Below are 24,399 nucleotides of genomic sequence, written 5' to 3'. Positions count from 1 at the left end.
TACTTCAATAATAAAAAATTCGCCACCTCATATAATATGTACCGGCACGATAACTTCGTAATCCTGCCATATCGCTCGGAATGATTCCGACCTCTCGTTGCTTTACAAATAAAAAAACTTTTCATGTGCAATTATAGCATTCCATACTTCGATAAATCTACTTTTCCATTCTCAACTTCTATTCCGTCTTCTTTAAGAAGTCTTTCCTGAACTCCTTCACCAAATGCGAAATTGCCTGAAAGTTTCCCCTCGGAGTTAACCACCCGAAAGCATGGAATGTTGTCAGGATCAGGATTTTTATGAAGAGCATTGCCTACAGCTCTGGACATTTTGGCATTACCGGCCATAGCTGCCACCTGACCATATGTTGCAACTTTACCCTTGGGAATTTTTTTAACAGCCTCATAAATTCTCTTGGTCGGTGAATCAGTAACGAGATCATAGCTCAAAGCGATCATCTTTTTTATCTCATCATCCGGAATCGTTCCATCAAGGATAACAGTGTTCCAATGCTCTTTATTCTGATGATAAGCGGGAATAACTGATGCGTAAGCCTTTCTCCACAAATCTCTGAAATCCGGATCAACCTTTACATTCAGATTGATATAACCGTCCTTTTCATAGGTCCATAAAAATGCTTTTTTACTACCATTTACCCTGACAAGCTGCCAGTTTTGCTCTCTAAACGGCGCTTCCTTATATGTATCAGGGAAAGATAATCCGTATTCCAATGCTTCCTGTCTGGTTTTCATCTGTATAAATGCCCCATTAAAATTTTGTATAAATGCTCCCGTTTACGCGGCGGAAACTCCTGCCCGGGGAGCCTATTATAAAACTTTTATTTTTGACTTCTTGAACGATAAGAAGAAAAAACATTCGAAAAAAAAAATTTCTGAATGCTTTTGCCCTCAGGAAGTTATAAAATCAAATATGCTCATCTGCTCATATTTTTCCGGCAATTCGTGCATAAACTCAAAGCATTCCTCCGGACTTGATAGAATCCCATTTGCCTTGCATATCTTCTTAAATATATTTCGCAACTCTTTTGCGCGAGGGCTCGGAATATCATATGCATTTCCAAATTGTCTGATATACCTTTCCTTCATTCCCGGAAAATGCTTATCAAGCGCAGCATAATAATATTCCCTGTCGCCATCTCGCAGCGTTAATCCCATTCCAAAATCAATTATCCCCCTCACTCCTACACGTACACACTCATTAAGAATTGATGTTATATTTTCCTCTGTATCATTTATGAAAGGAAGAATTGGCGTCATCCATACAACCGTGGGAATCCCTCTTTTCTGCATCTCTTCCAACACTTCTATTCTACGCTTAGTATTGCAGACATTCGGTTCAAGTATCTGACACAAGTCATCATCATATGTCGTAAGTGTAATTTGTACAACACATTTCGCTGCACGATTTATCTCATCTAAAAGATCTATGTCTTGAAGGATACGGTCCGATTTAGTTTGGATGGCAACTCCAAATTCATATTTCCGTATGATTTCAAGGCACTTTCTTGTAAGTCGCAAGTTTGCTTCACAATGCATATAAGGATCCGACATAGACCCTGTTCCAATCATGCACTTTTTTCTCTTGGATTTTAATGCCATCTCTAGAAGCTCAGGCGCATTCTGCTTTACTTCTATATCTTCAAATGGATGTGTAAACTGGTAGCACTTACTTCTGCTATCACAATATATGCAACCGTGGGAACATCCTCTGTAAATATTCATACCGTAATGTCCACCGCTTCCTGTCAATATTCCTTTAGCTTCCACAAAATGCATAACCGCTTTCCCCTTTGCCCCATCCTTTCGTTCCTCAAAGCGCCATCGGTAAATACTTTTGTCTTTCTTTTTCTATTGCCTTAGTAATCCATTCCTTGTCCATGATATTATCATATGCACCTGCAACTACGGATTCGTCAGCATAGTTGTCAAACTCTACCTGTTTTTCCTCAAGAATCAGCATCATATCATCATCAATAGTATCAGGGCATAATAGCTTGTAGACCAGCACATTTCTGACTTGCCCCATTCTATATACTCTTGAAAGTGCCTGGCTTTCAAGAGATGGTTTGATCTGAGGTTCACAGAACACTACTATGCTGGCTGCCTGGATATTAAACCCAACACCACCAGCTATTATCTGACTCACAAGAACACTTCCACCCGGAGCATCTGATAGCTTGTCCACCAAAAGCTGCCTTGTACACATCTTAGTGTCTCCGCTAATCACGCCTATGCATTGATCTCCCAGAAGAGCGCTGACTTTAGATATTGTCTCTCTAAAAAACGAGTATATGATAACCTTTCTTCCTTCACTCTCCGCCAGCTCAAGAAGTTCCATCAGTCTCATACATTTAGATGATGTAGCCATGTCATCCTGAAGAAACGATACTCTTCGCATATCAGAAAAGTTTCCATTAAGAATTGCATCACGGTAATTATTTCTATCAATATCTGTAAGACTACACCACTCAAGCTCCTGATCAATCTCAGGAAGCTCTTTCAGAACCTGCTTCCTCGTTCTTCTGATATAAACAGGAGCAAGACTTTCTTTAAACTGAGGCAAATGGCTGATATTCGCCAGATTCCTTACCTCTTTTGTCATATCCGGCCTGACAAAATCAATCAGGTTGCACATTTCATCAACCCGATTTTCCAGAGGAGTTCCTGTCATCAAAAGGATTCTCTCAGACTCATTTTCAAGCCTTCTGATATACATAGTTCTTTTAGCATCAGGATTCTTCATGTAATGAGCTTCATCGATTATCAGCATCGCCAAAGACATATGATTGTCTATACGATCTACGATCTTACCCATTGATTCATAGTTGGTTATAGCCGCACCACCATTTACCTGCCATCTGTCAAAAGATTCTTCAATTGTCTGACCATGTAAGATAAAAGTTTCTATGCTACTGAACTTTATGATTTCTCTGTCCCAATTAATCAGTACACTTGCAGGGCATACAATAAGATAATGGCAATTTTCATTTTCCGTAATCTGTATATGGGACATTGCAGCAATGGCCTGGATTGTCTTTCCAAGTCCCATCTCATCACCAAGAAGAACTTTCTTCTGGCATAAGATGTATTTTGCTCCAAAAACCTGATATGCCCTTAGATTTCCTCTAAATCCATCAAGATTTAGCTCAGTCTCATTTATCTTTTCCGCCAGCTGAGCCGGAATGCTGTCATAAACAAAGGGCTTATTTCCTACAGCATTGCCAAGATTCTCCAAAATTGCATAGAAATCAGCGCTACTCCTTCTGAATAATTCCAGTGCCTCAGCCTGCGGGGTGTTAGATGCACCCTGATACTGATCAGCAATATGAATCATTCTTTCAAAAAAAGCGCTGCTGCAAAATTCGTATATGTTTTCAGCCATGTCCACAGTATTCTGCTTAGACGCGGTTGAAGAAAAGAACCAGCGAAAACTGTTCCTGATTATTCCACTGCCCTTAATCTTTTGTGCATAGGCATCAAGATTCGGAACGCCTTCGTAGGCATCTCCCCTAATTTTTTCACTATTGATATAATTGGCAAGCTCTGTAATAAGCTCTGAATTATCAGCAGTATTTTCCGAAACAGCGTCAGCATCAAGTCTTATCGTAACTTTGGATGCAATACTATTGGCAAATTCGGTAATAACACCTCTGATTGCCTCTGTCTGTTTTTCTCCTATACCGTTAACAGCCTGTATCTCAAAATCAGTTGCCCCGGCTATCTGACCGAGGTTATTATAACCAGCCTCCATAAGAGCCTGAACACGGATCCCGGCTTTTGCATTCTTAAGTTCATCCACGGAAACATTAAAAAGCTCCTTCTTAGCCTGTGCTCCTGCAATCCTGTTACAAAGCTGTTTAATATTATTTTCCTGACGAGCCCGGTCACCATATATTTTCTTAATGGCAATATTAAGATCATCAACCGCTTTTATTAACTTTTTTAAATCTCTGAAATTTGGTTTATTCATTCAGTATTTATTTTATGTAATCCAAAAACATCCTTATTTTTTAATCAGGCAGCATTTAATGCAGCCTTTTTCTGAAGAAAGCTTTCTGTTCGTTTCTGCACATTCTCCTGAAGATTTACAAAGAAAAGAAAATTATCATAAATATGCAGGCTTCCATCGGGAAACATATCAAGAATCTTAGGATACTTTCCGGTATCAATATCAGTTACCACTAAAGTGCCTCTTACCGGGTCAATATATGCTCCGTACTTTCCTACTTCCACGGAAAGAATAGCCCCTGTCTTACTATCCTGAGTAACGGTTCCTTTATTGATTTTCTTAGAAGCTACTGTACTATCTGTTCTCCAGTTGAGGGGATTAATTGAAAGCGCCTTTGTTCCTGCAGGTGTAACCAACGAATCTGTTACTGTTCCATCCTCGCAGTCATAGCTTATTACCACACCGGTATCTGTCTCTCCGGTTGCAGGAACTATCTGAGGATACTTAGTGATCATATCTTGTGTCATGCTCCAGCCTATAGCATAAACGGCTATCAGGTTTTCCCTGAGATTTACAGCTCTTTCTCCATTTCCGCCATAGTATTCTTCAAGGAGTCTGTAGCACATATCCGCCCCCTGTGAAAAGCCCGCAAGAATAAGAGGTCTTCCATTATTCTTATGTTCGATGTAGTACTTAAATGCCGCTGACACATCAATATATGCATTCTGCATTGCCTGCTCTTTTGCTGCAGCATCTTCCATGGTATATACCTTAATCGATGCCTGCCTGTAATATGGCGCATATATGCGTGCCGTTTTTGCATAGATAGCCTGCTGTTGGTTCATGGCATTTCTGAATAAGCTTTTGTATTTTGGTGTAATAGCCGAATTACTCTCACTGACTGTGTCTACTGTTGGCGCAACAATAAAGACATCCACAGAGTTCTCCGGATATGCGCCATCATAGAGCCAGTTATCTGAGATTGAATAATCCATGGGACTTGTAAACGGCAGAACTCTCACTGCCTCAGCACTGATTCTTACTGAAAATACTACCGCCACCATTAAGAAAATTGAAACCAGCATTCTTCCAGAATTCCTCATTTGCTCCCTCCTCTATAAATGCTATTTATATCCTACTTAGTCCGATCTGATACGGATACCGTAAGCGTAAAACTACTTGCGCTAACATAATTTTTTCTGTTCATATTCAGCCCTCATAAAAACAACACAAACATATACTCCATGACCTTCTAAAGGTTTTCATAGCCTTTCTCAAGCTTCTAAATCAATAATACCATTATTATGTTTTGACATTACTTAAAAAACCATAAACACCTTTGCTTTACAGAAAGCACTCAGGGATATCCTTTATTCCTCTGGAAAGACAGATCGCTGTCGTAGGGCCGCTATAGGATAAGGGATTGCCCTCAATATCAGTAATTTTGCATCCTGCTTCCTGTGCTATAAGTGCAGCTGCTGCATAATCCCACAGCTGAATTCTCATTTCGAAATACAGTCCGCATCTTCCAAGGGCCACGCAGCACATATCCCATGCAGCGGTGCCGGATCTTCTAAGATCAACACACAGTGGAAGAAGCTTTTTTGCAATATCAAAGGTTCTGTCCCTTAGATCCTCGTAATAGGGTGCTGTCCCAAATACAGCAAGTGAATCCGATAGAGGTGCATCAGATGACATTATCTTCTCTCCATTCATATAAGCTCCCTGCCCTGCTGTAGCATGAAACATCATATCGTCATAGGGATTGTAAACTACAGCCATGTACGGTTTTCCGTCCTTAAGAAGTCCCACTGAAATCACAGATGGTCTGTACTCATAGATAAAGTTGGAAGTTCCATCTATTGGGTCTATCACAAAGCAATATCCGCTGCTCATCTTGGAAGAAAACACATCTTGTCCATCTTCTTCTCCTAAAAATTTGGCTTCAGGTAATACTTCCTCCAGCTTAGACACAATAAATCTCTGAATTTTCTCATCGGACTCTGTTACGAAATTTGCATGCCCGCTTTTTTCCATTATCTTGGGACGATGCGCATTTAGCATTAAGTCCCCGGCTTCTTTTACAATTTTTGTTATATCCTGTATCTGTGCTACAGGAGTATTTTCAAACTCTTTTATCTGCTCACATATCCTGTCAGGTACTTCACTTACAAACTTAAGCATCATATCAGACTTGTAAAATTTATGACCTGATACATCAATAGGATCCGGGAGATTGTATTGCACGTCTATGAGATGTCTTTTCATCTTCGTTATGCAAGCAGCTTTCAGATAGTCTTCAAAATCCGTTTCATGGGAGTTTTCAAGCAGATTCATTATCTGATCGGCACTTTCGATATTCTGATAGAGCCACCTGTCTATCCTATTTGACTCGGGAGAATAAGCCTCCTTGAATCCGTCGTAGGTCATGGGAGGAATCATCTTTTTTTGAAGAGCGCGCCAAATAAGTAGATCATTCCAATAGTCCGTAAGACAATGCACAACTATTCCGATATAGAATGAACGCTGTATGCTGTTTTTTTCATTTACTACATATCCTGTCCAAAAGGTCCGGATATTTTCTATCCAGTTATCATAGTTCTGAGTATCTCCCCATGGACCACAGTTTTCAAAAAGATGAGAGTGGATTTTTTTACTTAGATAGTCTTCATCAAAATGCACAGAATCAGGAGCGACAGAGCCTAAAATGAATTCCTCTTTTCCCTCGTCTATCCCCAATTTATCAATAAGCCTGCGCGCGATTTCCATATGGGTAATCTGCCCTGCCATCTTAAGTCCTCCTTATAATCCGAATGTGTCAGTATTCATCAAACCTGTAGCATGGGATATGTGGTTCAAAAACAAAATGTGTGTATTCCACTTTTCATCCTCTAACTATTTTAATTCTTGATGAATATTTGAACAACATGATTTGAATACCCCATCAGATCAGGTCTTTCAGCAGTCGCTTTCAAATACTGTTCTTCCAGTTCCTTCCCCTTCAATTCCATTTCATATCCTCCTATCTAAATATGCAGAACAGGCCTGTTATTAGGAACGTTTTTATCTTTTGAGGTGTATAAATAAAGCGCTTTATATATTCTTTTAAAGTGATATGTTCTTCCTTACTTTGACTGTATCGAACAAATCCTCATCTTATTGTTTATCGTCAGAACACCCCACGCCTTCCTGTTTACGGGAGATGCCGGCGGAATGAATACACCCTCTCTTATAGTGTTGCTCTCTGCTCTTCCAAGGTTCGTGATACAATGGCCGTCGCGCTTTTCATAACCGAACATCTTGCTGCCGACAAATCTGCCGGCCTTGCTCTCAAAACTTCCAAGAGTCGATATAGCTATGGCATCGAGGAGTTCCGGATCCATATTGAAATAACACGAGAGAACGAGCATCTCCCTATCCGGCTTACTTATTATGCTCCTGACTTCATGATCTACAGCCCTGGCGAGTTCCATGATCTCAGAGGTTTTCTTCTTAACCACTACGCTGAATGCTGTAGCATAGTTTCCAAGCGAGCCTTCCTTATAGTTTTTAATCTTATCCCTTATGTCAGAAGCTATGACCACCTTATTTGTTTTCTCATCGATCATCATCTTAGCAACAAGATAGTCATTTAGCGATACCCCGTTTTCTCTGCATAAACCCAGGAGCGTATCAAGCTCTTCTCCGTCAACTCTCTTTATCTCACGCTTTATATCCTGTTTGCGATCATGATCACGTTCAAACTCAAGATACTCGTCGTAGCTGACCCTATGCCCTTCTTTACGCCACTTCTTATTGGCATCTCTGATCAGCGCCCTGCTGATAAACCTAAGGTCGCTGCCATTCGGAAGATCATCAAGGCTTTCCATCAGCTTCTCATCAACCGGGTGCGGCCTGGCACCGCTAGTATAATGATCCGCAAACTCCTGCACCAACTGTAGAAGCCCTCTCCCGTCGCAAAGAAGATGATGCGTTATAAAAAGGACTCTCGTTCCGTTCTCGGATGGATAAGCATAGACCTTGAGCAGCGCTTCCTTCTGAACATTCCATCCAGCTGAAGATACCGCCTCATAATCAGTCTGCCAGTTATCGTCTGCATCTTCTATCGTTATCGGAATCTCAAGTTCAGGATGCTCCTCATAATATATCATTGAACTTCCCTCCTCCTCGGCTATCAGACTTCTCATAAGCGGATGAGCCGATCTAAGAACACCAATGCTCTCGATGATACCGTCCGCATCGAACTCCGATCCGATTTCCGCCATGATACCGAAGTGCATGTTCGGGGACATATAGTGCGCCCTTTCCGTATATAAGTATTTCCTACCTGGCATAAATCACTCTTTCTCCTTATAATCGGTTTTACTGAAAAGACTAATGATCTGATCTTAACGCATCCCTGACCGCGGCTTTGATTACTATCGTAAGAAATGTCTTAAACAGCTTTTTCATTGTCTTTTTCTCCAAGATACATAACGATAGGCTCTATGTATTTGATATCAGAGATGTCATAGGATGAAGCCATCTTCTCAGCCATTACCTTCTCTTTCTCAGTGGCATCCTTCTTGTTTTTTAAGGCTGACACAAACATCTTCATAGCAATACGAGATGGCGTCTTCATCTTTTCATAGTTAAACCCGCCCTGGCAGTAGAATACCTTTATGTATTTTAGTCAGTTATACTTTCTTTCACACTGTTGATAAGACCGAGAAGGCCCGTCTCCTTAATAAGAGCTATACCCTGGAATTCATCTCCGAGGACAATCAGATTGTCGCCTGTTTTAATATCGAAGATCTTTCTTGCTTTGGCAGGAATGACGATCTGACCCTTATCTCCCACTTTGACCATTCCAAAGATATGTTTTCCTTTCGGCGGTATAGCATATCCCAGGTTGTCCGAATCATTTTTTTCATATGAGATAAGGTCGTCCATGGATACACCAAAGAGGTCAGCCAGCATCTTACATCTCTTTATGTCCGGCAGCGACTCTCCGGTCTCATATTTTGAAAGCGTCTGTCTGGATACGCCTATCTTCTCTGCAATTTCCTCCTGTGACAGGTTATTAAGCTTTCTTAATTCCATAAGATTGTCAGCAAAACTCATTCTTTCTTCTCCTTTTTTATTCCCAGAACACACCACCTTATGAAAGGTATGCGGCTCATGATTTCATACAGAAGGTAGGAGCCTGCGAATGCTGCTATTGCAACCAACAGGTATACGATGACAGGGGCAAGGAACGGACATAATGTATGCAGATACCATCCGCTGACCGCTATCATCAGATAATGGAATACGTAGAGGCCCCATGATTTTCGGCACATCCACTTTGAGAAAGCATTCGTGAAATTTCCCCATTTTTTCATGAAGGCAAGTATACCGAGAGTTCCAAACCATGCGTATACATTGCACATGATTGTGTCCAGAACTACGTGATCCGGATAAGGCTGACCTTTATATAAAATCACAAAGGCTATGCAGGATACGAAGGCAAGGATGCTTAATAACAGCCAGTTTTTACCAAGTCGATCCATCACTTCGTCATGGGACAATACAAAGTAGCCGATCATAAAGCCCAGTCCGTAGATACCGAATCTGTATACCACAATTATCGGTGTGTTAAGTATCTGCGCCGCTCCATATACAGGTATAACAAGAAGTATAAGTGTCAAAAGATTTGCTTTACCACAGATATTATAGAATCTGTCTTTTTCAATCCTTCTGATCAGTACCAGTATCAGGCTGAAGAGCCAAAGCATCTGAATGTACCACAGCGGACCTGATCCGCTGACTGCCATTATCAGGAAAAGGATTAGCCCCGGTACGTTGTTCATGGAATTAAATGCACCAGACATCAGCATGTTGTAATAGCCAAGAACCCAGCCGAAAACCAGAAGGCCGATTGTTGATGGCACAAGATACTTTCTCGTCCTTACTCTGATGAATTCCTTCTCTGTTCGCTTAACCAGTTCATAGCGGGCTGACATGCCGGATACCACAAACAGAAGTAACATGAACCAGGGATATACAATGTACTGATACGTATCCTGGGGCTGATGCTCACTGAAGGGACCGATGATTCCATGTTGTATTACACCGTTGAATATGTATATTACATGATAGATGACAACCAGCACTACTGTTATCCAACGAATATTATCCAAATATACCTTTCTCATGTTTCTACCACCTTTGCTAAATATTTTAACATTTTTCTCAATCATAAAAAAGTAAGCTCCACCTGTCTACCAAGCGAAGCTTACATATTTTGCTATTTTTTGTTAAATTTGGTTGCGAGCGCATAGTTTTATAAAAGCGCTCATTGGTGCCGTCAATAATCCTGGAAAATAAATTTGCTACTATATCATCTGAAAATGTCTCAGAGCAACCTCTATCGCTTTAACTTTCTCTTATAAGGTTAACCCCAAAGTCCTGCATGACCTGCAGAGAGTTGATTGCCATTATGCCAAATAAATCAATGTCAAATGCTTTTCCGAAATCTATTACATTTTCTTTTTCAAGAAAAAGGCGCACTCATACCTGCCATTAGTAAGTATAGAGTGCGTCTTTTCCTAGTTGTTTATTTCAAATGTATCATCGATGAATGTACAATCTCGTCTGCTCCGGTTCATCATCCCCTTGAGCCATACAGTAAAACTCCCATCCATAACGCTCATAAAAACCAGTATGATCTGTAACAAGATAGAGCGGTGAAATTCCTTTTTTATTCATGTTCTCCACAACAAGATTAAGCAGATTTCCTGCTATCCCCTGTCCACGATGAGCCTCTTCAGTATATACAGCGCAAACATTGGGGCTTAAGTCCTTCCTGTCATGAAAATCATTATCGATTACACCTAACCCCCCGACAATTTGATCTCCTAACATGCATAGGTACCAACCATTTTCGGTCTCTTTATTAAGATACGCTGTCATACATTCAAGATAAGCATCCTTGGGGACTCCCCACTTTTTGTGAAACCAATCTGCAGCCATATCTTTTAAGTCGGGTTTTTCTCTCAACTCAAAATATTTGTATTCCGTATTCGCATTAATATCTTTTACCATCTCAACAATCTCTATATCTCCGTCAGCAAGAATCTCCACGATTGATTCATGTCCATCCTCATTAGCTCCATTCTGCCAATAGATTTCAGCCATCCTAAGATTCTCTTGTTCGTCTGTTACTCCATCAAAACACTTGTAGGCATCTCCTTTAAAAACTCTTCCAGTCACTTTTATCTTTGCAATTCCGAAAGTAGGTCTTCCTAACTTAGCAAAATAGTCTCCCCACCTCTCAGCTTCCTCGTATGACTTAGACACATATAGCGAAGCCATTCTCGAAGGGTACTCCGAATACTTTTCTTTTCTAACTTTTTCCAACGCAAGCTCACGAAGCGCTACATCCACCTTGTGCGTCAGTTCTGTATCCTTATATTTTTCAGGATTGCTGTATATATCATTTACCGTTTCAAGTTCTTCATATACACGCTTGTGCACACCATTTGGATGCGTGTCATCCAGAATAATAGTTTCACCAACCTTCTTGGGGATGTCGGATATTACATGAAAAAAATATTGTTCTTCCATTACATTCTCCCTATTGAAATGGCCGGACACATAGCCCGGCCGAAATTCATTTTAATTCAGCATTGTTTCTTTTTAAAAAGTCTATATCGCTACCATACTTCATGGCAGTTTCCATATCGTTATTCATAAAACTCTCAAACAATTCTTCAGGTATCTTTCCTGGACGAGTCCTTTCATAAATTGTGAGGTTCTTGGAATGCTTACATTTCTTACATCGATATATCAGCCATACATCAACACTCTTACCGTTAGCATTTACTCTAAATCTATAGGAATTGATAAACTCCTGTTTCTTCCCACAACCTCCACATCTAAAGAACACTCTTGTTTTGGTATGATCAGACAGAAGGGGCACCTTTGCTTAAGGCCAGCCTCTGATTCCTGAGGATTCTCTGAATGCTTTTCTCCGACAAGGAAAACCTGTGTGCAAGTTCGTGTATTCCTATTCCGCCTATGTAGTTTTCGTATATTTCTTCATTTCTTTCACGAAAGAAGACCTTGGCAGAAGTCGTGGTTCCCCACTCCTGTTTTTCCTTGCAAGGAATATAGATCAATTTACCGTCTACATATTGCTGAATCGTTTCAATCAGTTCCTGTGGCAGCACGTTCTCTGCCTTAATATAGCTCATAATGCTCCTCCTAAATTGATATTTCTTTTAGGATTCATCTGAGCTTACGATTCATTTATTATTTAAGCTCAGACTACTGAGCGGTAACAACTCTGATGGTCATATAATCATGCTCCTTTCCAATCAAATAAAGTAAAATCTTTGTAAATTGTACTTGAATACAGTTTACGATTCAACCTTAACAATAATTATAAAAGAACTTGCTCCATAAATCAGGCCTTATATCATCTTAAAAAATTTCAAAGCCTCTTCTATAGCCTTTACCTTTTCTTCACAGATGTAACGCCCCCTCCCTTTGGTCGGCGGCATATCGTTCGTCGCATTTAAATCAGCTTCGCTGATGGGCGACTCACTCGGACATCCCGATTGTCTGCTATTTTCTGATTTTGGCTTATTGTAATTTTCTCTTTCTATAATCCCATGCTTCTGCTTTACCTGAGCTATATTCAGGTTTGTCACATGGAATCCGTAGTACTCCTGCACCCATTCTTCAATCTCTTTATATGTTGCTTTCGCTTCCGCACTTGTAAGATCAAGCTCGTCCATATCTACCTTTACGTTGATATGATGCTTTGCTTCATGAAGTTTGGACAATAAACATACCGTCTCCACATGCGATACTACTGCAGACAATTTTAACATACTGCGTAGATACTAGGCTTTGATATGTTCACCCCTTTTTACATAGTTTGCGGTGAAGGGGTTAAGAAATAGCGGACATCATTTATACAACAGCATAGATTTCCATTTATATGGAAAATCAATATGCGCCTTCACTATGTCCGATTTATACTTCCTCATTAGTTTCGCCAACGGTTTTACAAATTCATCATTCCATCTTTTATGATCTGGATACATAAGTTTCAGCATATATAGCTGAGCAAATAATCTTCTTGTAGGTAAATATTTTTCGCCTTGTGGCATCCTTGGTAACGCTGTAAATATCCAATAATACAATCTAGAATAATGAGCACATTTATTTCGTAAATCAGTAAGACACCTAAACCAACTATCAAGTACCTGATAATTCACACCATATGTATCTTGTGCAATAGTCGCTTTATCTATATTAGGTAGATCACGATAAAAATATGAAAGCATTCCAATAGAAAAATACTCAATCAATACCCATATTGGAAAATGACCGCCATAATTATTCATATGGTGCTTAACAACAAGAGTACGCTGGTTTTCAGTTATACAGGTTGATACACGTTGCAAAAAAGCATTATGATTATGTTTGCTATTGTAATTTGCACTATCTGTATAACCTTCTGCGTCATACTTCTGAGAATGGTAATACGAAATCTGAGATTTCAAGTATATCTCTATTTCATCTATTGTTCCCATTATCAGCTTTCTTAATTCTGAGTCAAAATGATATATATTCTCTAATTGCTCAAAGCTTGTACCATCATGAAATTTTTTGTCTGTTTTTGAAATAAACGGAAGAAAATATCCCGAAAACCTATAATAGTTAACATGATTGAGAAAAGAAATAACATTGCCACTGTTCTGAATTTTAAGTCCCTTATTTCTTAATATTTCAACCTGCTCCTTATAAGTCTTAGACTTTTTAAGTTGCATAATAACCCCTAAAATAAAAATGTGCTCCCATTGGACACTTCAAAGAGAGGTGTGGGAGCTCCTGTTAGTTTCATTATAACAAAAGCTACTTTTTTTTCAATAAAATTTTTCTGTCGTCGGATATATTGTGTAGTTTATCTGACGAACTGCTCACAAGCAATTAGTCCTCACACCAATTCCCTCATATAGCCAGATTCATATATGTTCCTATATACTCTGTCAGGGTAAAAACGTAAATATTCCTTTACTACCGAAAAATCCAGTCTTGTTGTATTAACATACTTTTTCAATTTCTTCAACAGCTCTCCACCGCTGATCTCGCTGTATTTGTCAATATTTGTCATCAGATCAAGGAACTGGAGAGCAGATACATTTCTCTCAGTAATAGTGTCAACAGGCTTGTACACAATAATGGCATTACCGTCAAAGTCCTGTTTTCTCTGCTTAGTAGTAGCTTCATTGCTGCAAATTTCATAGCAAGCTGGATTTTGTGAAGTAAAGCCATATTGATTTGCCAGTTGCAGTCCTGTAACATATCCAGAAATAGCACCACCAGAATTCAGATACTTCTTATCGATATACTTTTCTACAGATATTTTTCCCTTTGTTCCCAGGCTTGTAACATATGGAAGATAGTAAACGCCGTTATAAAGTCGCTCCAACCTGCCTTCATCAACAAGCTTCTTCATCTCCTGCCTTAGATAATCCTTGGAATTTGTAGGTATTTCTTCAAGAAAAATGGGCTCACCATCTGTAAAGTTCTCAATCAAATAATCAATTACCATAATCCCCTCATGTTTTTGAAATTGTTATTTTCATTTTTATAATATGACCATTCAAAATATATTGCAAGTAAAAAAGCCCACACCTTATGATGCAGACTTTTTCAAATATCTATTATTCTACTTGTCACGATTATTATGCAATTATCGTGACGCTTCTAAAACAATATCCTTAATTCCTGCCCTGATCTTCGACTTGGGCACCACATGATTCAAACTGCCATTCTTCCAAAAACGGTCCATAACATAGCAATCATGACTACAATACTTTCTAAACTTATTCCCATATGCTGAAAAGTACCTCTTGCAGTAAGCACACTCAAAAGTATAAGTAGCCTCTTGGGAATGTATACTTTTCTCCGGGTGTTGCTTCCACCATGCTCTTCGGCACTCATCTGAACAAAAGAGCTTCTTTCCGGATTTAGGATTTCTCTCGATCCTTTTACCACAGAATTTGCATCTGCTAGGTGCATTCTCATCTTTGACGGTTGCCTTAATCTGCTCAATATCTCCTACAAGGCCATGTGTCTTATAAAAATACCTGACATTCTCACGAGAAATTCCTACTACAATACCTATTGATTTGTAGCCAAGGCCTTTCATTCTTAACTGCGTTATCTGGCGCGCCATTGCTTCTGTCATTGTGATACCTCCTTATCTGAACATATAGTGTTTGCCCCACGTAATGGGCATACTATACGTCACTCTGAAGGAGGTATTAGTCAACTATTATCAGTTTTCGCACACTTCCATATGTTTGAAATTACTTTTTACGCTGCTAACCGCTTATTTATTGCCATTCTATAATTTTGCATTTTCCCATAATTGTTTTCAATAGCGGGTCCCTCTCAGAATACTCTTGATTGCCAACAATGAATATCTTATCTCTGGCTCTAGATAGCGCAACATTGATCCGCCTATCATCAGCAAGGAATCTATATGAGCCCTTAGTTCTGGTAACCGAAAAAATCACAACATCGCTTTCCTTTCCCTGAAAGCCATCCACTGTGTCTATTTTTACACGATCCGAATTAATACACGCCTTTCGCAGAGATGATATCTGGGCACGATATGGTGCAATTACAGCAACTGTTGTATTTGGATTTCCCTCGCTAATAATCTGCTTCACCAAGTCAGCAACTATCTGACATTCATCCTCATTATAGATCTTTGGTCTATCCGATAATTCTTCTGTTGGAATAGGCCAGTCATTTGACGGTTGCAATATCTGGTGCCACCGTGGCCAAATCATTAAAACCAGACCAAATTTTAGAGTTAGTCTTCAAAAATGGACAACCACTTTTTCTACCAACTCGATTGGATATCGTTGCTTCCCATTCGAAATCAAAATGCTTTCCTGTGACAGGGTCATCATACGGAAACATCCACCATACTTTTTTATTGCTACCAGCCGCAACCTCAGAAGGAAGCAAATTCCCATTTTTGGTTGGATGCCATTGTTCCGCAACATCCGGTGCTACCGTAGCCAAATCATTTACACCTTTCTCCACTCTTTCTATCATAAAAACCGCCTTTTTAATCCTACTATAAGTGTCAATAACAACTTTTTTCTACATCAGGGTTAATCTGCTTTATTACATTTTCATACTGTTGGTGTGTCTTAGCCACAATATCTATCTCCGCAACCAAATTGTCAGATCATCTTCTCAGAGTATTCTTCCCAGTACTGTTCTTCATTTGCCCATTCATGACAATAAATGTACATAAATACGCATTCTATCTCTTGCTTCTTGCCTTTCACAAATGGTTTCTTTGGCATTTCTCTATAAAGCGAGTCTAATCCAAACAGATTGCTTTTTTGTTTAAAATCATAGTCGTACAAAAAGGACTTTGACATCTTGTACTTCGAATCAGACTTACTGTATTCCTCATAGTATTCTGATCGTTTTTTATGAGCCTTAGGCCATCTATCTGGTTCCTCCAAAAACTCAAATATGTATTCAGAGCAAAAATCATACATATTCACACCGTACTTAAGATATGTTTTGCTAATCCATTCATCAATACTATCCGTTATATGCGGTGGAGCTATTTCATCTGAAATTAAGCTTCGTGCATGGTGTTCATCTTTTATAAAACGAAATAGCATCTCAGACTGTGTTTTCATAAAATCATACTTCTTTATTACTTTTGGATACAGTTCATAGGATAATGCCCTAAACTCAGCCTCGGAATCATATATAAGAAAGTAAGGATCATTTATGAGCCTAGGCAGTGTTTGATTCAAGTATCTTCCGTATGATGAATACATATCCACTAGCCATTCCTGTATTTCAGCAGAATACTTACTCAAAGTCCTCGCATATTTTTCAATCTTTTCATCATGTAAAATGGTTCTTTCCTCGCCAGCTGTAGTTTCAAGATAATTATTGAAATATTCAAACACGTAGTTCACGCAAATACGCGTATTCTCCGCTCTTTTGTCTCGATCAAACTCGTTAATCCCGTCCTCTTTTTTTCTCTTTAAAATGTATTCCTCAAGTCTCATATGCTTTCATTCCTCGACAAAAAATATGGTCATATAAAAGTACACCATTATTATCTCACCTTCTTGTTATGTTTTTAATAATAAGCAATTAAATTTCTATGCCTTTCATCAATACAAAAAACCTGTAGACAATGCCTACAGGTTTTAGCTCATAATCCGTCCGCCAATATCTACCATTTTCATCCTAACCTCTCGGCGGACTTAAATCCTACATATCAGCGTACATATTCAAATTCTATCTTATCAGCGTACAACAGAGACGTCCGCAGATATGTATTATTCCATATCCCCTTAGCTTCATCGTCCGCTAAAAGTACATAATTTTTGCTTCGATTTTAGTCGATTTGTTTCCTTGTAAATTGCCCGCAAACCCGCATGGTTATGCGGTTGTCTTAGTGAGCAACACTACATTCTCTACATGGCATCCAGCAGCTCTAAAGCACGATAAATACTGGCTTTGAACACATTTCACCTTTTAACGATAGGCCTTAAAATGAACCTAGTTTTGAAAACACCATAAAGTTCCGTTTCTTCAATATACTATACCTGGTCATTTACGAAGGCTCCATTAAATTCCGATATAATTGACGATACACTTTTTCCTTTATCGTATAAAAAGAGCCCATTTTACTTCAAAAATCGAATAAATATTCAGCTGTTCATAGCCATATATTTCTCGCCTTTGACAGCGCTAACTGAATCGCACTCTTTCCTGCATCAATCTCTTTCGAAAACATTTACTTTATGCGCTTTCCTTTATGTAGTATTTTGCTTGAGCTTCAAACATTTCTGCGTAAATTCCAGAAGGAATGCTTATAAGCTCATCATGTGTTCCATATTCTGCTATGTGACCTTCGAAGAATACTGCAATCTTGTCACAGAATTTGCAACTTGATAGCCTATGAGAAATATAAACAGCAGTCTTTCCACCAACAAGAGTATGGAACTGTTTATATACCTCATACTCAGCCAGCGGATCAAGCGCAGCTGTAGGCTCATCAAGGATAACGATTGGAGATTCCTTGAAAAGAGCTCTTGAAATAGCAATTTTCTGCTGTTCTCCACCTGAAGGCTCTATGCCCTTTTCATCGAAGTATTTGAAAATATTGGTTTTTAGGCCGTTATCTAGTTTTCCTAATAGGTCTTTGAGTCCAACAAGATCTGTATATTTAGAAATTTTTGCGTTACCAGCCTTATCAAATGCAATATTCTCGCCCATGCTAAAAGCAAAGAGCTTGAAATCCTGAAAAACAGGCGCTATCTGCTGCATATATTCTTTGTAATCGTATTCCTTGATGTTTACCCCATCCACAAGAATTTCTCCCTCAGTCGGGTCATAGAGTCTGCACAAAAGCTTTATGAATGTTGTCTTGCCGGCACCATTAAGACCAACTATTGAAAGGTGTTCGCCTGGTCTTATCTTTATGCTGAGATCATCAAGTATTTTCCTGTCTGTTTTTGGATATGCAAAAGAGACATGTCTAAATTCAATCTCATGATCTTTTTTCTCAATATGCTTATCACCCTTAGGCAGCGCAGCAGGATAATCCATGAAAACAACGTATTCATAAGCATAATTGCATCTCTTAACAAGCTCTGTAATATTCCATACAAGATTAAACAGTGTATTTTCAAGAGAACCCTCTGCTGCAATAAGCTGAGTGAATATACCTATTCCGAAAGCTCCACTTATCGCAAGAAGTGCAACATAAAAGTATGTAAACATTGACTCTGCAAATACTGCAATTTCAAGTAAAAAGCTGTATGGAAGCTCCTTATCAGCTTGCCATTTCCACATTCCTATTGTCTTCTTCGTATTTCCTTCCCAGGCTCTCAGCATTAGATTTTTGGCATCATACAGTCTTATATCTTTTCCATATCGGGAATCTACCACTTCCCAGGCAAAGTATCCAAACATGTTATTAAACTTGGAAAGTTTATTAAATGTAGTTACCGCAAATTTGTTGATCTTGGTTGTAAGTGCAAAATGAAAAACAGTATATATAGCCAGCATCAACAGAAGGATAGGAGCATGTAGGATTATAACCGTGACAAGACCTGCCATTTTGATGAGGTTCCCGACAAACATAAATACCTGCTCCGCTACACCATAGACTCCCTCTGAGTACCAGCTCATACCGGTCTTGGCTTTCTGCAGCTGATCAAGTGCTTCCTTATCTTCAGTAAGCTGGAAATCAAGTTCCATAGTTTGTTTGCCCAAAAGAACGTCGAAATAGCATGAAAGTCTTTCCTGATATTTGCCAAGAACCGCATTACTTTTTTCAATCAGCATTGCTGCGATAAATTCGCCAATTATAAGAGCTGCTGCGTAGAATATCAGTTTCTTAAGATCTCGCTCTCCTACAATCTCATCTACTATCATGGGCGAGATCATTATGGCAATAAACGGCTGAGCAATGGAAATAATAGTCTTAAGGCTCTCCCATACAAAGAAAAGCGGATATTTTCTGGCGGCAGTACCAAACAAGACACGGATAACAGAAATTATTTTCTTTAAAGTGGTTTCTTTTTTCTTATCAGCCAACTTTTTTCACCTCGCTTTCTGCAGTCTCGTCTTCACGATAATACTGAGCCTGAACATTAAACATTTCTGCATATTTTCCATTTTGCTCCATGAGCTGCTCATGAGTTCCAAGCTCTACCAGAGAGCCATTTTCAAACATGGCAATCCTATCACAGAACCTGGTTGATGCCAGTCTATGTGAGATATATACCGCTGATTTTTTTCCTATCATTTCATCAAAACGTTCATAAAGCTTCTGCTCTGCTATAGCATCAAGTGCTGAGGTTGGCTCATCAAGAACTACAAATTTGCCGCCCTTATAAAGAGCTCTTGCCAAAGCAAGCTTTTGCCTTTCACCGCCAGACATATCAATGCCATCATCTTCCATGATATTTGTAAGAGGCGTATCGATGCCCTTTACCAGGGATGCAATCTTTTCTTCCAGCCCTGCTTCTATTGCGCAATTTAAAGCCTTTTCCTTATCAAGGTCATCGCCACTTAGCATAGCGATATTTTCCGCTATATTAAAAGCAAATATTTCAATATTCTGGAAAACAGGTGCAAACAGTTTGTAATAATCTTCTCTTTTGAATTTTCTGATGTCTATGCCATTAAGAGTAATGCTGCCTTCTGTCGGTTCATACAATCTTAAAAGGAGCTTTATCATAGTGGTCTTGCCTGCCCCGTTAAGACCGACAACTGCAAGCTTTTCTCCGGCACTTATCTTCAAATTCAGGTTCTTTAAGGAGTAATTGTCTGCTTTATAATACTTGTAGGAGACATTTTTAAATTCAATCTCGTAGTTATCTGCCTCAGGAATAAGAATACACATGCTTTCATCCATATCAAGATCAAGAGATAAAAATGACCTGAAGTCATCAACCTCGAGAGAAGCTTTTTTATAATCGCCAAATCTCTGCAAGAAATTTAATAGCGCAGAGGAAAAAGCCATTGCCAGCGATAAGAACATAGTAAAATCAGAAATTGAGAGGTTCTTTTTAAACACAGCCACAAAAAGAGTTGCATAAATAAGCCCCTTTATAATGACATAAGCTATCTGAACAACAAAGGCATGCTTATACCACAGATCGCGGTGAAGATCCATTTTTTCAATTGTTTCTTTATTTACTTCTTCCTGTTTACCGGACAAAAAATCGCTCAGTCCAAAGAGTCTTATATCCTTGGCAAAGTCAAAATCCTGAGTAATCCTGGTCATATATTCTGATTTGCGGGATGCGGGAGACATCTTATCCCACACCTCTTCTTTATCAACTCTGACTATTTTTCTGTAATAAAGAAACTGTAATAGTCCAAGAATGATAAGCGCTATGATAAGCCTGTAATCAAGAATCAGAATAGCAGCAAAAGTGACAACAAGTGTAAACGCACTTGTTAAAACCTGCCTCATTAGTTGCATCATACCCTGTACACCGTTGTCATCAGAATTAGTTGCCCTCGTTGCACGCTCTGCAATATCAAGTACATCCGGTCTTTCAATAAGTTCGTAGCGCAGCGTTAGTACCTTGGCAATTCTTTCTGTGATCATTCTCATTCGAATGTCTATGAGGTTGAACCAGACTCTGTTATCTGATAATGCTCTTCCAAAATTCAGGACGAGATTTATGCTTCCAGCTACCAGCATGAGCCTAGCAAGCTGCCGTATTCCTTCCTGCCTGCTTAATCCAAGTTGGATAATATCGATGACGTATTTTCCAAAAATTCCCCAGAAATACGATAAGACGGAATTACATACAATTCCAAGAATAACCAGAAAGAGAACTCCAGGCTTATATTGCCACATTTTCTTTAATATATAGACTGTGTTGCTCCATATCCCATATTCTCTGTGAAGCGGGTTATCTTTGCTTTCTTTATATTCGATTTCCATGATGTCTACCCCTTTTTGTCCATAATCGCAATATAGATTCCCACGGTTTTTTCCACTTTTTGCCGTAAGAAGACATATATAAATGACGCATGTTAATTATATGTCAAAAAGGAATTAGCACTCTACTCACTTTTTCATATCTTATGTTCATATTTTGCTATCAATTTTTCAAGTCGATTGCTTCTAAAAGGAGCCTCAGCATCGTGAAGCTCCTTAAAACCCCATACGCTATACCATACTCTTCCTGCTTTTTAATACAACACAAAAAGCCAATTAATATAGAACAATGCACTATCCGATATATCTCTTATGTGAAATCTTTACGTTGCTCTGTTTTACCATGGCGTACTGCATGGTCGTATCAATTTGGTCGTGACCAAGTAATCTCTGCCCCTGCTCTACGGGCATTCCTTTATCTATAGCAGTGGTGGCCATAGTGCGGCGAAACTTATGAGGGTAGCAGTGGGTTACATTGGTCTGCTTTCCCATCTTCTTCAGCATTATCTCTACACCACCAGATTTTAATCTATGATGCGGGCTTCTTGTGCTTACAAACAGTGCAGGATTTGGATCATTGCGCATCTTCAGATACTTTTGAAGATGTATCTTTGTTCTTGCATCAAAATAGACTATGCGTTCTTTATCGCCTTTTCCCAGAACAATGCACTCGCGTTCTTCAAAATCTATATCATCAATATCGAGACTAACAAGTTCGCTAACGCGCACCCCTGTTGAGTTTAGCATATCTATTATGGCAAGGTTTCTGAGAGCTTTGCATTTATCCCGTAGACGCTCCAGTTCCTCATCTGAATACGTTTTCTTAACTGTAACAGACGTTTTTATCTTGTGAATTCTGCGCATTGGACTCTTGAAAATATAGTTTTCATCTTCTAACCATCTGAAGAAGCTGGATAGAGTTCTTCTCACATTGTCTACTGTGGCTTTGCTCACACCATTGTTTTCCTGATAAGAAGATAAATAACTGCGTACATCATCAGTATTCATGACGCAAACATTCTTCTCGGCTTTTTCAAGCATTTTTCCAATATTGAAGCGGTAGAGAAAAAGTGTGTTTTCCGACCTGCCCTCCAGTCTCTTGGTAGCGAGGAACATTTCCAGAAGCTCCTCAGAGCTCTTCGACAACAGAGTTGTATCTTCCTGCCTGGCTATCTCGTCCAGGATATCCTTTAGCTTGAGCATCTGAGCATTGTCCAGAAATACTACCATTCTCTGCAAGATAAAGTTAATAGTTTCCTGATTCATCATAGGTAATGTACCTCCTTCTGAGGTCATTATAATGAATCATGGAACGAAATTTGCCATTCTGCATTTTAAAACCATTATATGAACTTTTATCTCATATATTCATTTGAAAATATCAAAAATGCCATTTTCATACTATAAAAAAGGAACCTCAGCATCGTGAAGCTCCTTAAAACTCATTTCAATTAAGTTGTGTTGCCATCTGCACAGTTTTCTTTTTTTATATCTGCATAGTCAAGTATTCCGCTCACCTTGATAAGTTCAAGAGTTTTATCACATTTTTCGATAACAGAGTACTTATCGTCAGTATACTCCTTGCTCATTACAGCAAATACCTTCTGTTGTGGCTTGGAAGATACGTCCCTAATATCTTTCTTCAAAAGCGTATTAGGCACATTCAGCTTTGTATAGCCATCTGTGACAAAGCCCATACATGCGCACACGTTTCCAGCTACTTTCTCAGAATACAGCTTAGGTCCGTGATCTGTGAATTCTCCTATCATGGATGCTACTTTCTTGAGATTCATCATACTCTCGATAACATCTAATTTCTGCTCAGTAGTACCATCTCTCGACAGCATGAAATCATCTTCTGATAACCTTCCATCTATGCACTTCTCATAAAAGTTGATTGATGAAGCCGTCGTCTCCTTATTGATGATAACGCCTGTCAAATGCAGGAAATTAGATCTGTGAAACACAACTTCATAAAATTGTAAGTCTGTTATTATCTCAGCCTTCTGAGCAATCTGCTTGTTGATTGTGGCAGGAACACCATATACAAACAGCACCTTCTGGTCTTCAAGATTCTCGTGATAAAGTTTAGCCGCTTTTGTTATCACTGATATTGCTTTTTTCTTGTCCATCTATGCTTGCAAATCCTTATACTACAAATTTAAAATGGGAATGTCATCGCCGCAGCAGTGAACATTCCCATTTAGTGGTTGATTTTTCCGTTGTCTGCCAACCTCCAGCACCTATGTCTGGATAATATCAGGTTTTTCCGTTGCCTGCCAACCTCCGGCACCTACGTCCGGAAAAAATATCAGATTTTAGGTGTCAACCCACCAAGGCTTCTGCCTTTTCTTACCTATATCATATATCGGCTCATCCATAAAAACAATGTACATTTTCTCCAAAAATTCTAAAATTAGTCGATCATGAATACCTTTTTGTGTTATCTAAAATGTATTTTTATACATTTTATGCACCGGATGTGAAGCAATTAACGACCACATTAAACTGGAAGTTAACTTTACTTGTATTACGTATTCAAAAAAAATTCTGTGGTTTTGTTGCAAACTTTGATCATTACCTTCTCCGATGGCAAATGCTTACTCTTAATCCTTACACAGTGCACAGAGCATTTACAAAATATTTCCTTTGCCTTTTTGAATACCCTGTCCGCCGGAAAGAAAATATCATTATCCGATGCAATAATAAGAAGCGGAGATCTGATGCATTTAAGTTCATCCTTTTTATATTCCCTCGGAGGACGCATTTCCATCTTATATCCTGACATCATCAGATTGAAAAATCTCCGCCAGTCCTCATCGCCCTTTCCGCCCATGCACTGAATCCTTCAGCAACGGCAGGAAAAGTTTGAGATTGAGTGTCGTGATCCCATTGCCGCCGTGGATCGTGCATATTCTCGGCTTCCC

The 24,399-nt window shown here is 39.1% G+C and carries 25 protein-coding genes; all 25 read right to left on the bottom strand.

All coding sequences use genetic code 11. From position 1 onward, the window contains the following. Window positions 1-131: 131 nt before the first annotated feature. The 25 genes from T501_RS05425 to T501_RS05310 all read right to left on the bottom strand — a co-directional run bounded on the left by T501_RS05425 (window position 132) and on the right by T501_RS05310 (window position 24,308). Window positions 132-752 (bottom strand): methylated-DNA--[protein]-cysteine S-methyltransferase, encoded by a 621-nt coding sequence (locus T501_RS05425; protein ID WP_044913734.1) that lies wholly within the window; start codon window positions 750-752, stop codon window positions 132-134. Window positions 753-908: 156 nt separating this feature from the next. Further along, window positions 909-1,796 carry an SPL family radical SAM protein gene (locus T501_RS05420; protein WP_044913733.1) on the bottom strand — a complete coding sequence of 296 codons (888 nt, stop codon included), beginning with the start codon at window positions 1,794-1,796 and terminating at the stop codon, window positions 909-911. A 34-nt stretch (window positions 1,797-1,830) separates the two neighbouring features. Beyond that, the gene (locus T501_RS20040; RefSeq protein WP_050008156.1) at window positions 1,831-3,990 is read right to left on the bottom strand and encodes a DEAD/DEAH box helicase; all 2,160 of its coding nucleotides are present in this window, start codon (window positions 3,988-3,990) and stop codon (window positions 1,831-1,833) included. Window positions 3,991-4,034: 44 nt separating this feature from the next. Further along, complete coding sequence (locus tag T501_RS05410) at window positions 4,035-5,072, bottom strand: DUF3089 domain-containing protein (protein WP_044913732.1); 1,038 nt, start codon at window positions 5,070-5,072, stop codon at window positions 4,035-4,037. 241 nt (window positions 5,073-5,313) lie between these two features. Then, window positions 5,314-6,759, bottom strand: a complete 1,446-nt coding sequence (locus T501_RS20035) for an inositol monophosphatase family protein (protein WP_050008155.1) — start codon at window positions 6,757-6,759, stop codon at window positions 5,314-5,316. Window positions 6,760-7,094: 335 nt separating this feature from the next. Continuing rightward, window positions 7,095-8,303, bottom strand: coding sequence for a condensation domain-containing protein (locus T501_RS05400; protein ID WP_081843051.1), 1,209 nt, complete (start codon window positions 8,301-8,303; stop codon window positions 7,095-7,097). 101 nt (window positions 8,304-8,404) lie between these two features. Then, a complete protein-coding gene (locus tag T501_RS05395; protein WP_207641180.1) occupies window positions 8,405-8,590 on the bottom strand; it encodes a hypothetical protein in 186 nt (61 codons plus the stop codon). Between the two features lie 47 nt (window positions 8,591-8,637). Next, window positions 8,638-9,072 carry a helix-turn-helix domain-containing protein gene (locus T501_RS05390; RefSeq protein ID WP_044913730.1) on the bottom strand — a complete coding sequence of 145 codons (435 nt, stop codon included), beginning with the start codon at window positions 9,070-9,072 and terminating at the stop codon, window positions 8,638-8,640. Continuing rightward, window positions 9,069-10,145 carry an acyltransferase family protein gene (locus tag T501_RS05385; RefSeq protein ID WP_044913791.1) on the bottom strand — a complete coding sequence of 359 codons (1,077 nt, stop codon included), beginning with the start codon at window positions 10,143-10,145 and terminating at the stop codon, window positions 9,069-9,071. Before T501_RS05385 ends, T501_RS05390 begins: the two co-directional genes overlap by 4 nt. 220 nt (window positions 10,146-10,365) lie before the next feature. Further along, complete coding sequence (locus tag T501_RS22365; protein WP_255347420.1) at window positions 10,366-10,500, bottom strand: hypothetical protein; 135 nt, start codon at window positions 10,498-10,500, stop codon at window positions 10,366-10,368. 60 nt (window positions 10,501-10,560) lie between these two features. Continuing rightward, window positions 10,561-11,556 (bottom strand): GNAT family N-acetyltransferase, encoded by a 996-nt coding sequence (locus T501_RS22490; protein ID WP_081843050.1) that lies wholly within the window; start codon window positions 11,554-11,556, stop codon window positions 10,561-10,563. Window positions 11,557-11,602: 46 nt separating this feature from the next. After that, on the bottom strand, window positions 11,603-11,911 hold the full coding sequence (locus tag T501_RS05375; RefSeq protein WP_051207475.1) for a DUF1062 domain-containing protein: 309 nt from the start codon (window positions 11,909-11,911) through the stop codon (window positions 11,603-11,605). Further along, on the bottom strand, window positions 11,895-12,185 hold the full coding sequence (locus T501_RS05370) for a CD3324 family protein (RefSeq protein ID WP_026511000.1): 291 nt from the start codon (window positions 12,183-12,185) through the stop codon (window positions 11,895-11,897). The genes T501_RS05375 and T501_RS05370 overlap by 17 nt, the downstream gene beginning before the upstream one ends. Window positions 12,186-12,404: 219 nt before the next feature. Then, complete coding sequence (locus T501_RS20660) at window positions 12,405-12,779, bottom strand: 23S rRNA methyltransferase (protein ID WP_242845484.1); 375 nt, start codon at window positions 12,777-12,779, stop codon at window positions 12,405-12,407. 126 nt (window positions 12,780-12,905) lie between these two features. After that, window positions 12,906-13,772, bottom strand: a complete 867-nt coding sequence (locus T501_RS05360; protein WP_044913729.1) for an Abi family protein — start codon at window positions 13,770-13,772, stop codon at window positions 12,906-12,908. A 167-nt stretch (window positions 13,773-13,939) separates the two neighbouring features. Next, entirely contained in the window at window positions 13,940-14,557 is a 618-nt protein-coding gene (locus T501_RS05355) for a hypothetical protein (protein ID WP_044913727.1), read from the bottom strand. A gap of 141 nt (window positions 14,558-14,698) precedes the next feature. Then, on the bottom strand, window positions 14,699-15,196 hold the full coding sequence (locus T501_RS05350; RefSeq protein ID WP_044913725.1) for a hypothetical protein: 498 nt from the start codon (window positions 15,194-15,196) through the stop codon (window positions 14,699-14,701). Window positions 15,197-15,344: 148 nt separating this feature from the next. Further along, the gene (locus tag T501_RS05345) at window positions 15,345-15,779 is read right to left on the bottom strand and encodes a C-terminal helicase domain-containing protein (protein WP_026510997.1); all 435 of its coding nucleotides are present in this window, start codon (window positions 15,777-15,779) and stop codon (window positions 15,345-15,347) included. Beyond that, window positions 15,763-16,077, bottom strand: a complete 315-nt coding sequence (locus T501_RS05340; RefSeq protein ID WP_049945836.1) for a zinc-ribbon domain-containing protein — start codon at window positions 16,075-16,077, stop codon at window positions 15,763-15,765. The genes T501_RS05345 and T501_RS05340 overlap by 17 nt, the downstream gene beginning before the upstream one ends. Window positions 16,078-16,208: 131 nt before the next feature. Beyond that, complete coding sequence (locus tag T501_RS05335) at window positions 16,209-17,063, bottom strand: hypothetical protein (RefSeq protein ID WP_026510996.1); 855 nt, start codon at window positions 17,061-17,063, stop codon at window positions 16,209-16,211. Window positions 17,064-17,805: 742 nt separating this feature from the next. Then, window positions 17,806-19,608, bottom strand: a complete 1,803-nt coding sequence (locus T501_RS05330) for an ABC transporter ATP-binding protein (protein WP_044913724.1) — start codon at window positions 19,606-19,608, stop codon at window positions 17,806-17,808. Beyond that, window positions 19,601-21,475: an ABC transporter ATP-binding protein gene (locus T501_RS05325; RefSeq protein WP_050008153.1), complete on the bottom strand. Its 1,875-nt coding sequence runs from the start codon at window positions 21,473-21,475 to the stop codon at window positions 19,601-19,603. The genes T501_RS05330 and T501_RS05325 overlap by 8 nt, the downstream gene beginning before the upstream one ends. A 291-nt stretch (window positions 21,476-21,766) precedes the next feature. Then, window positions 21,767-22,738 (bottom strand): site-specific tyrosine recombinase/integron integrase, encoded by a 972-nt coding sequence (gene xerA, locus T501_RS05320; protein WP_044913786.1) that lies wholly within the window; start codon window positions 22,736-22,738, stop codon window positions 21,767-21,769. Window positions 22,739-22,923: 185 nt separating this feature from the next. Further along, window positions 22,924-23,604, bottom strand: coding sequence for a PBECR4 domain-containing protein (locus T501_RS05315; RefSeq protein ID WP_044913723.1), 681 nt, complete (start codon window positions 23,602-23,604; stop codon window positions 22,924-22,926). Between the two features lie 398 nt (window positions 23,605-24,002). Continuing rightward, on the bottom strand, window positions 24,003-24,308 hold the full coding sequence (locus tag T501_RS05310) for an alpha/beta hydrolase (RefSeq protein WP_044913722.1): 306 nt from the start codon (window positions 24,306-24,308) through the stop codon (window positions 24,003-24,005). Between the last annotated feature and the right edge of the window lie 91 nt (window positions 24,309-24,399).

Origin of the sequence: Butyrivibrio sp. WCE2006, from assembly GCF_000701985.1 — a bacterium.
Classification (GTDB): Bacteria; Bacillota; Clostridia; order Lachnospirales; family Lachnospiraceae; genus Butyrivibrio.
Note: the sequence above shows the minus strand (reverse complement) of the source record. Positions and strands in the feature narration are given on the sequence as shown.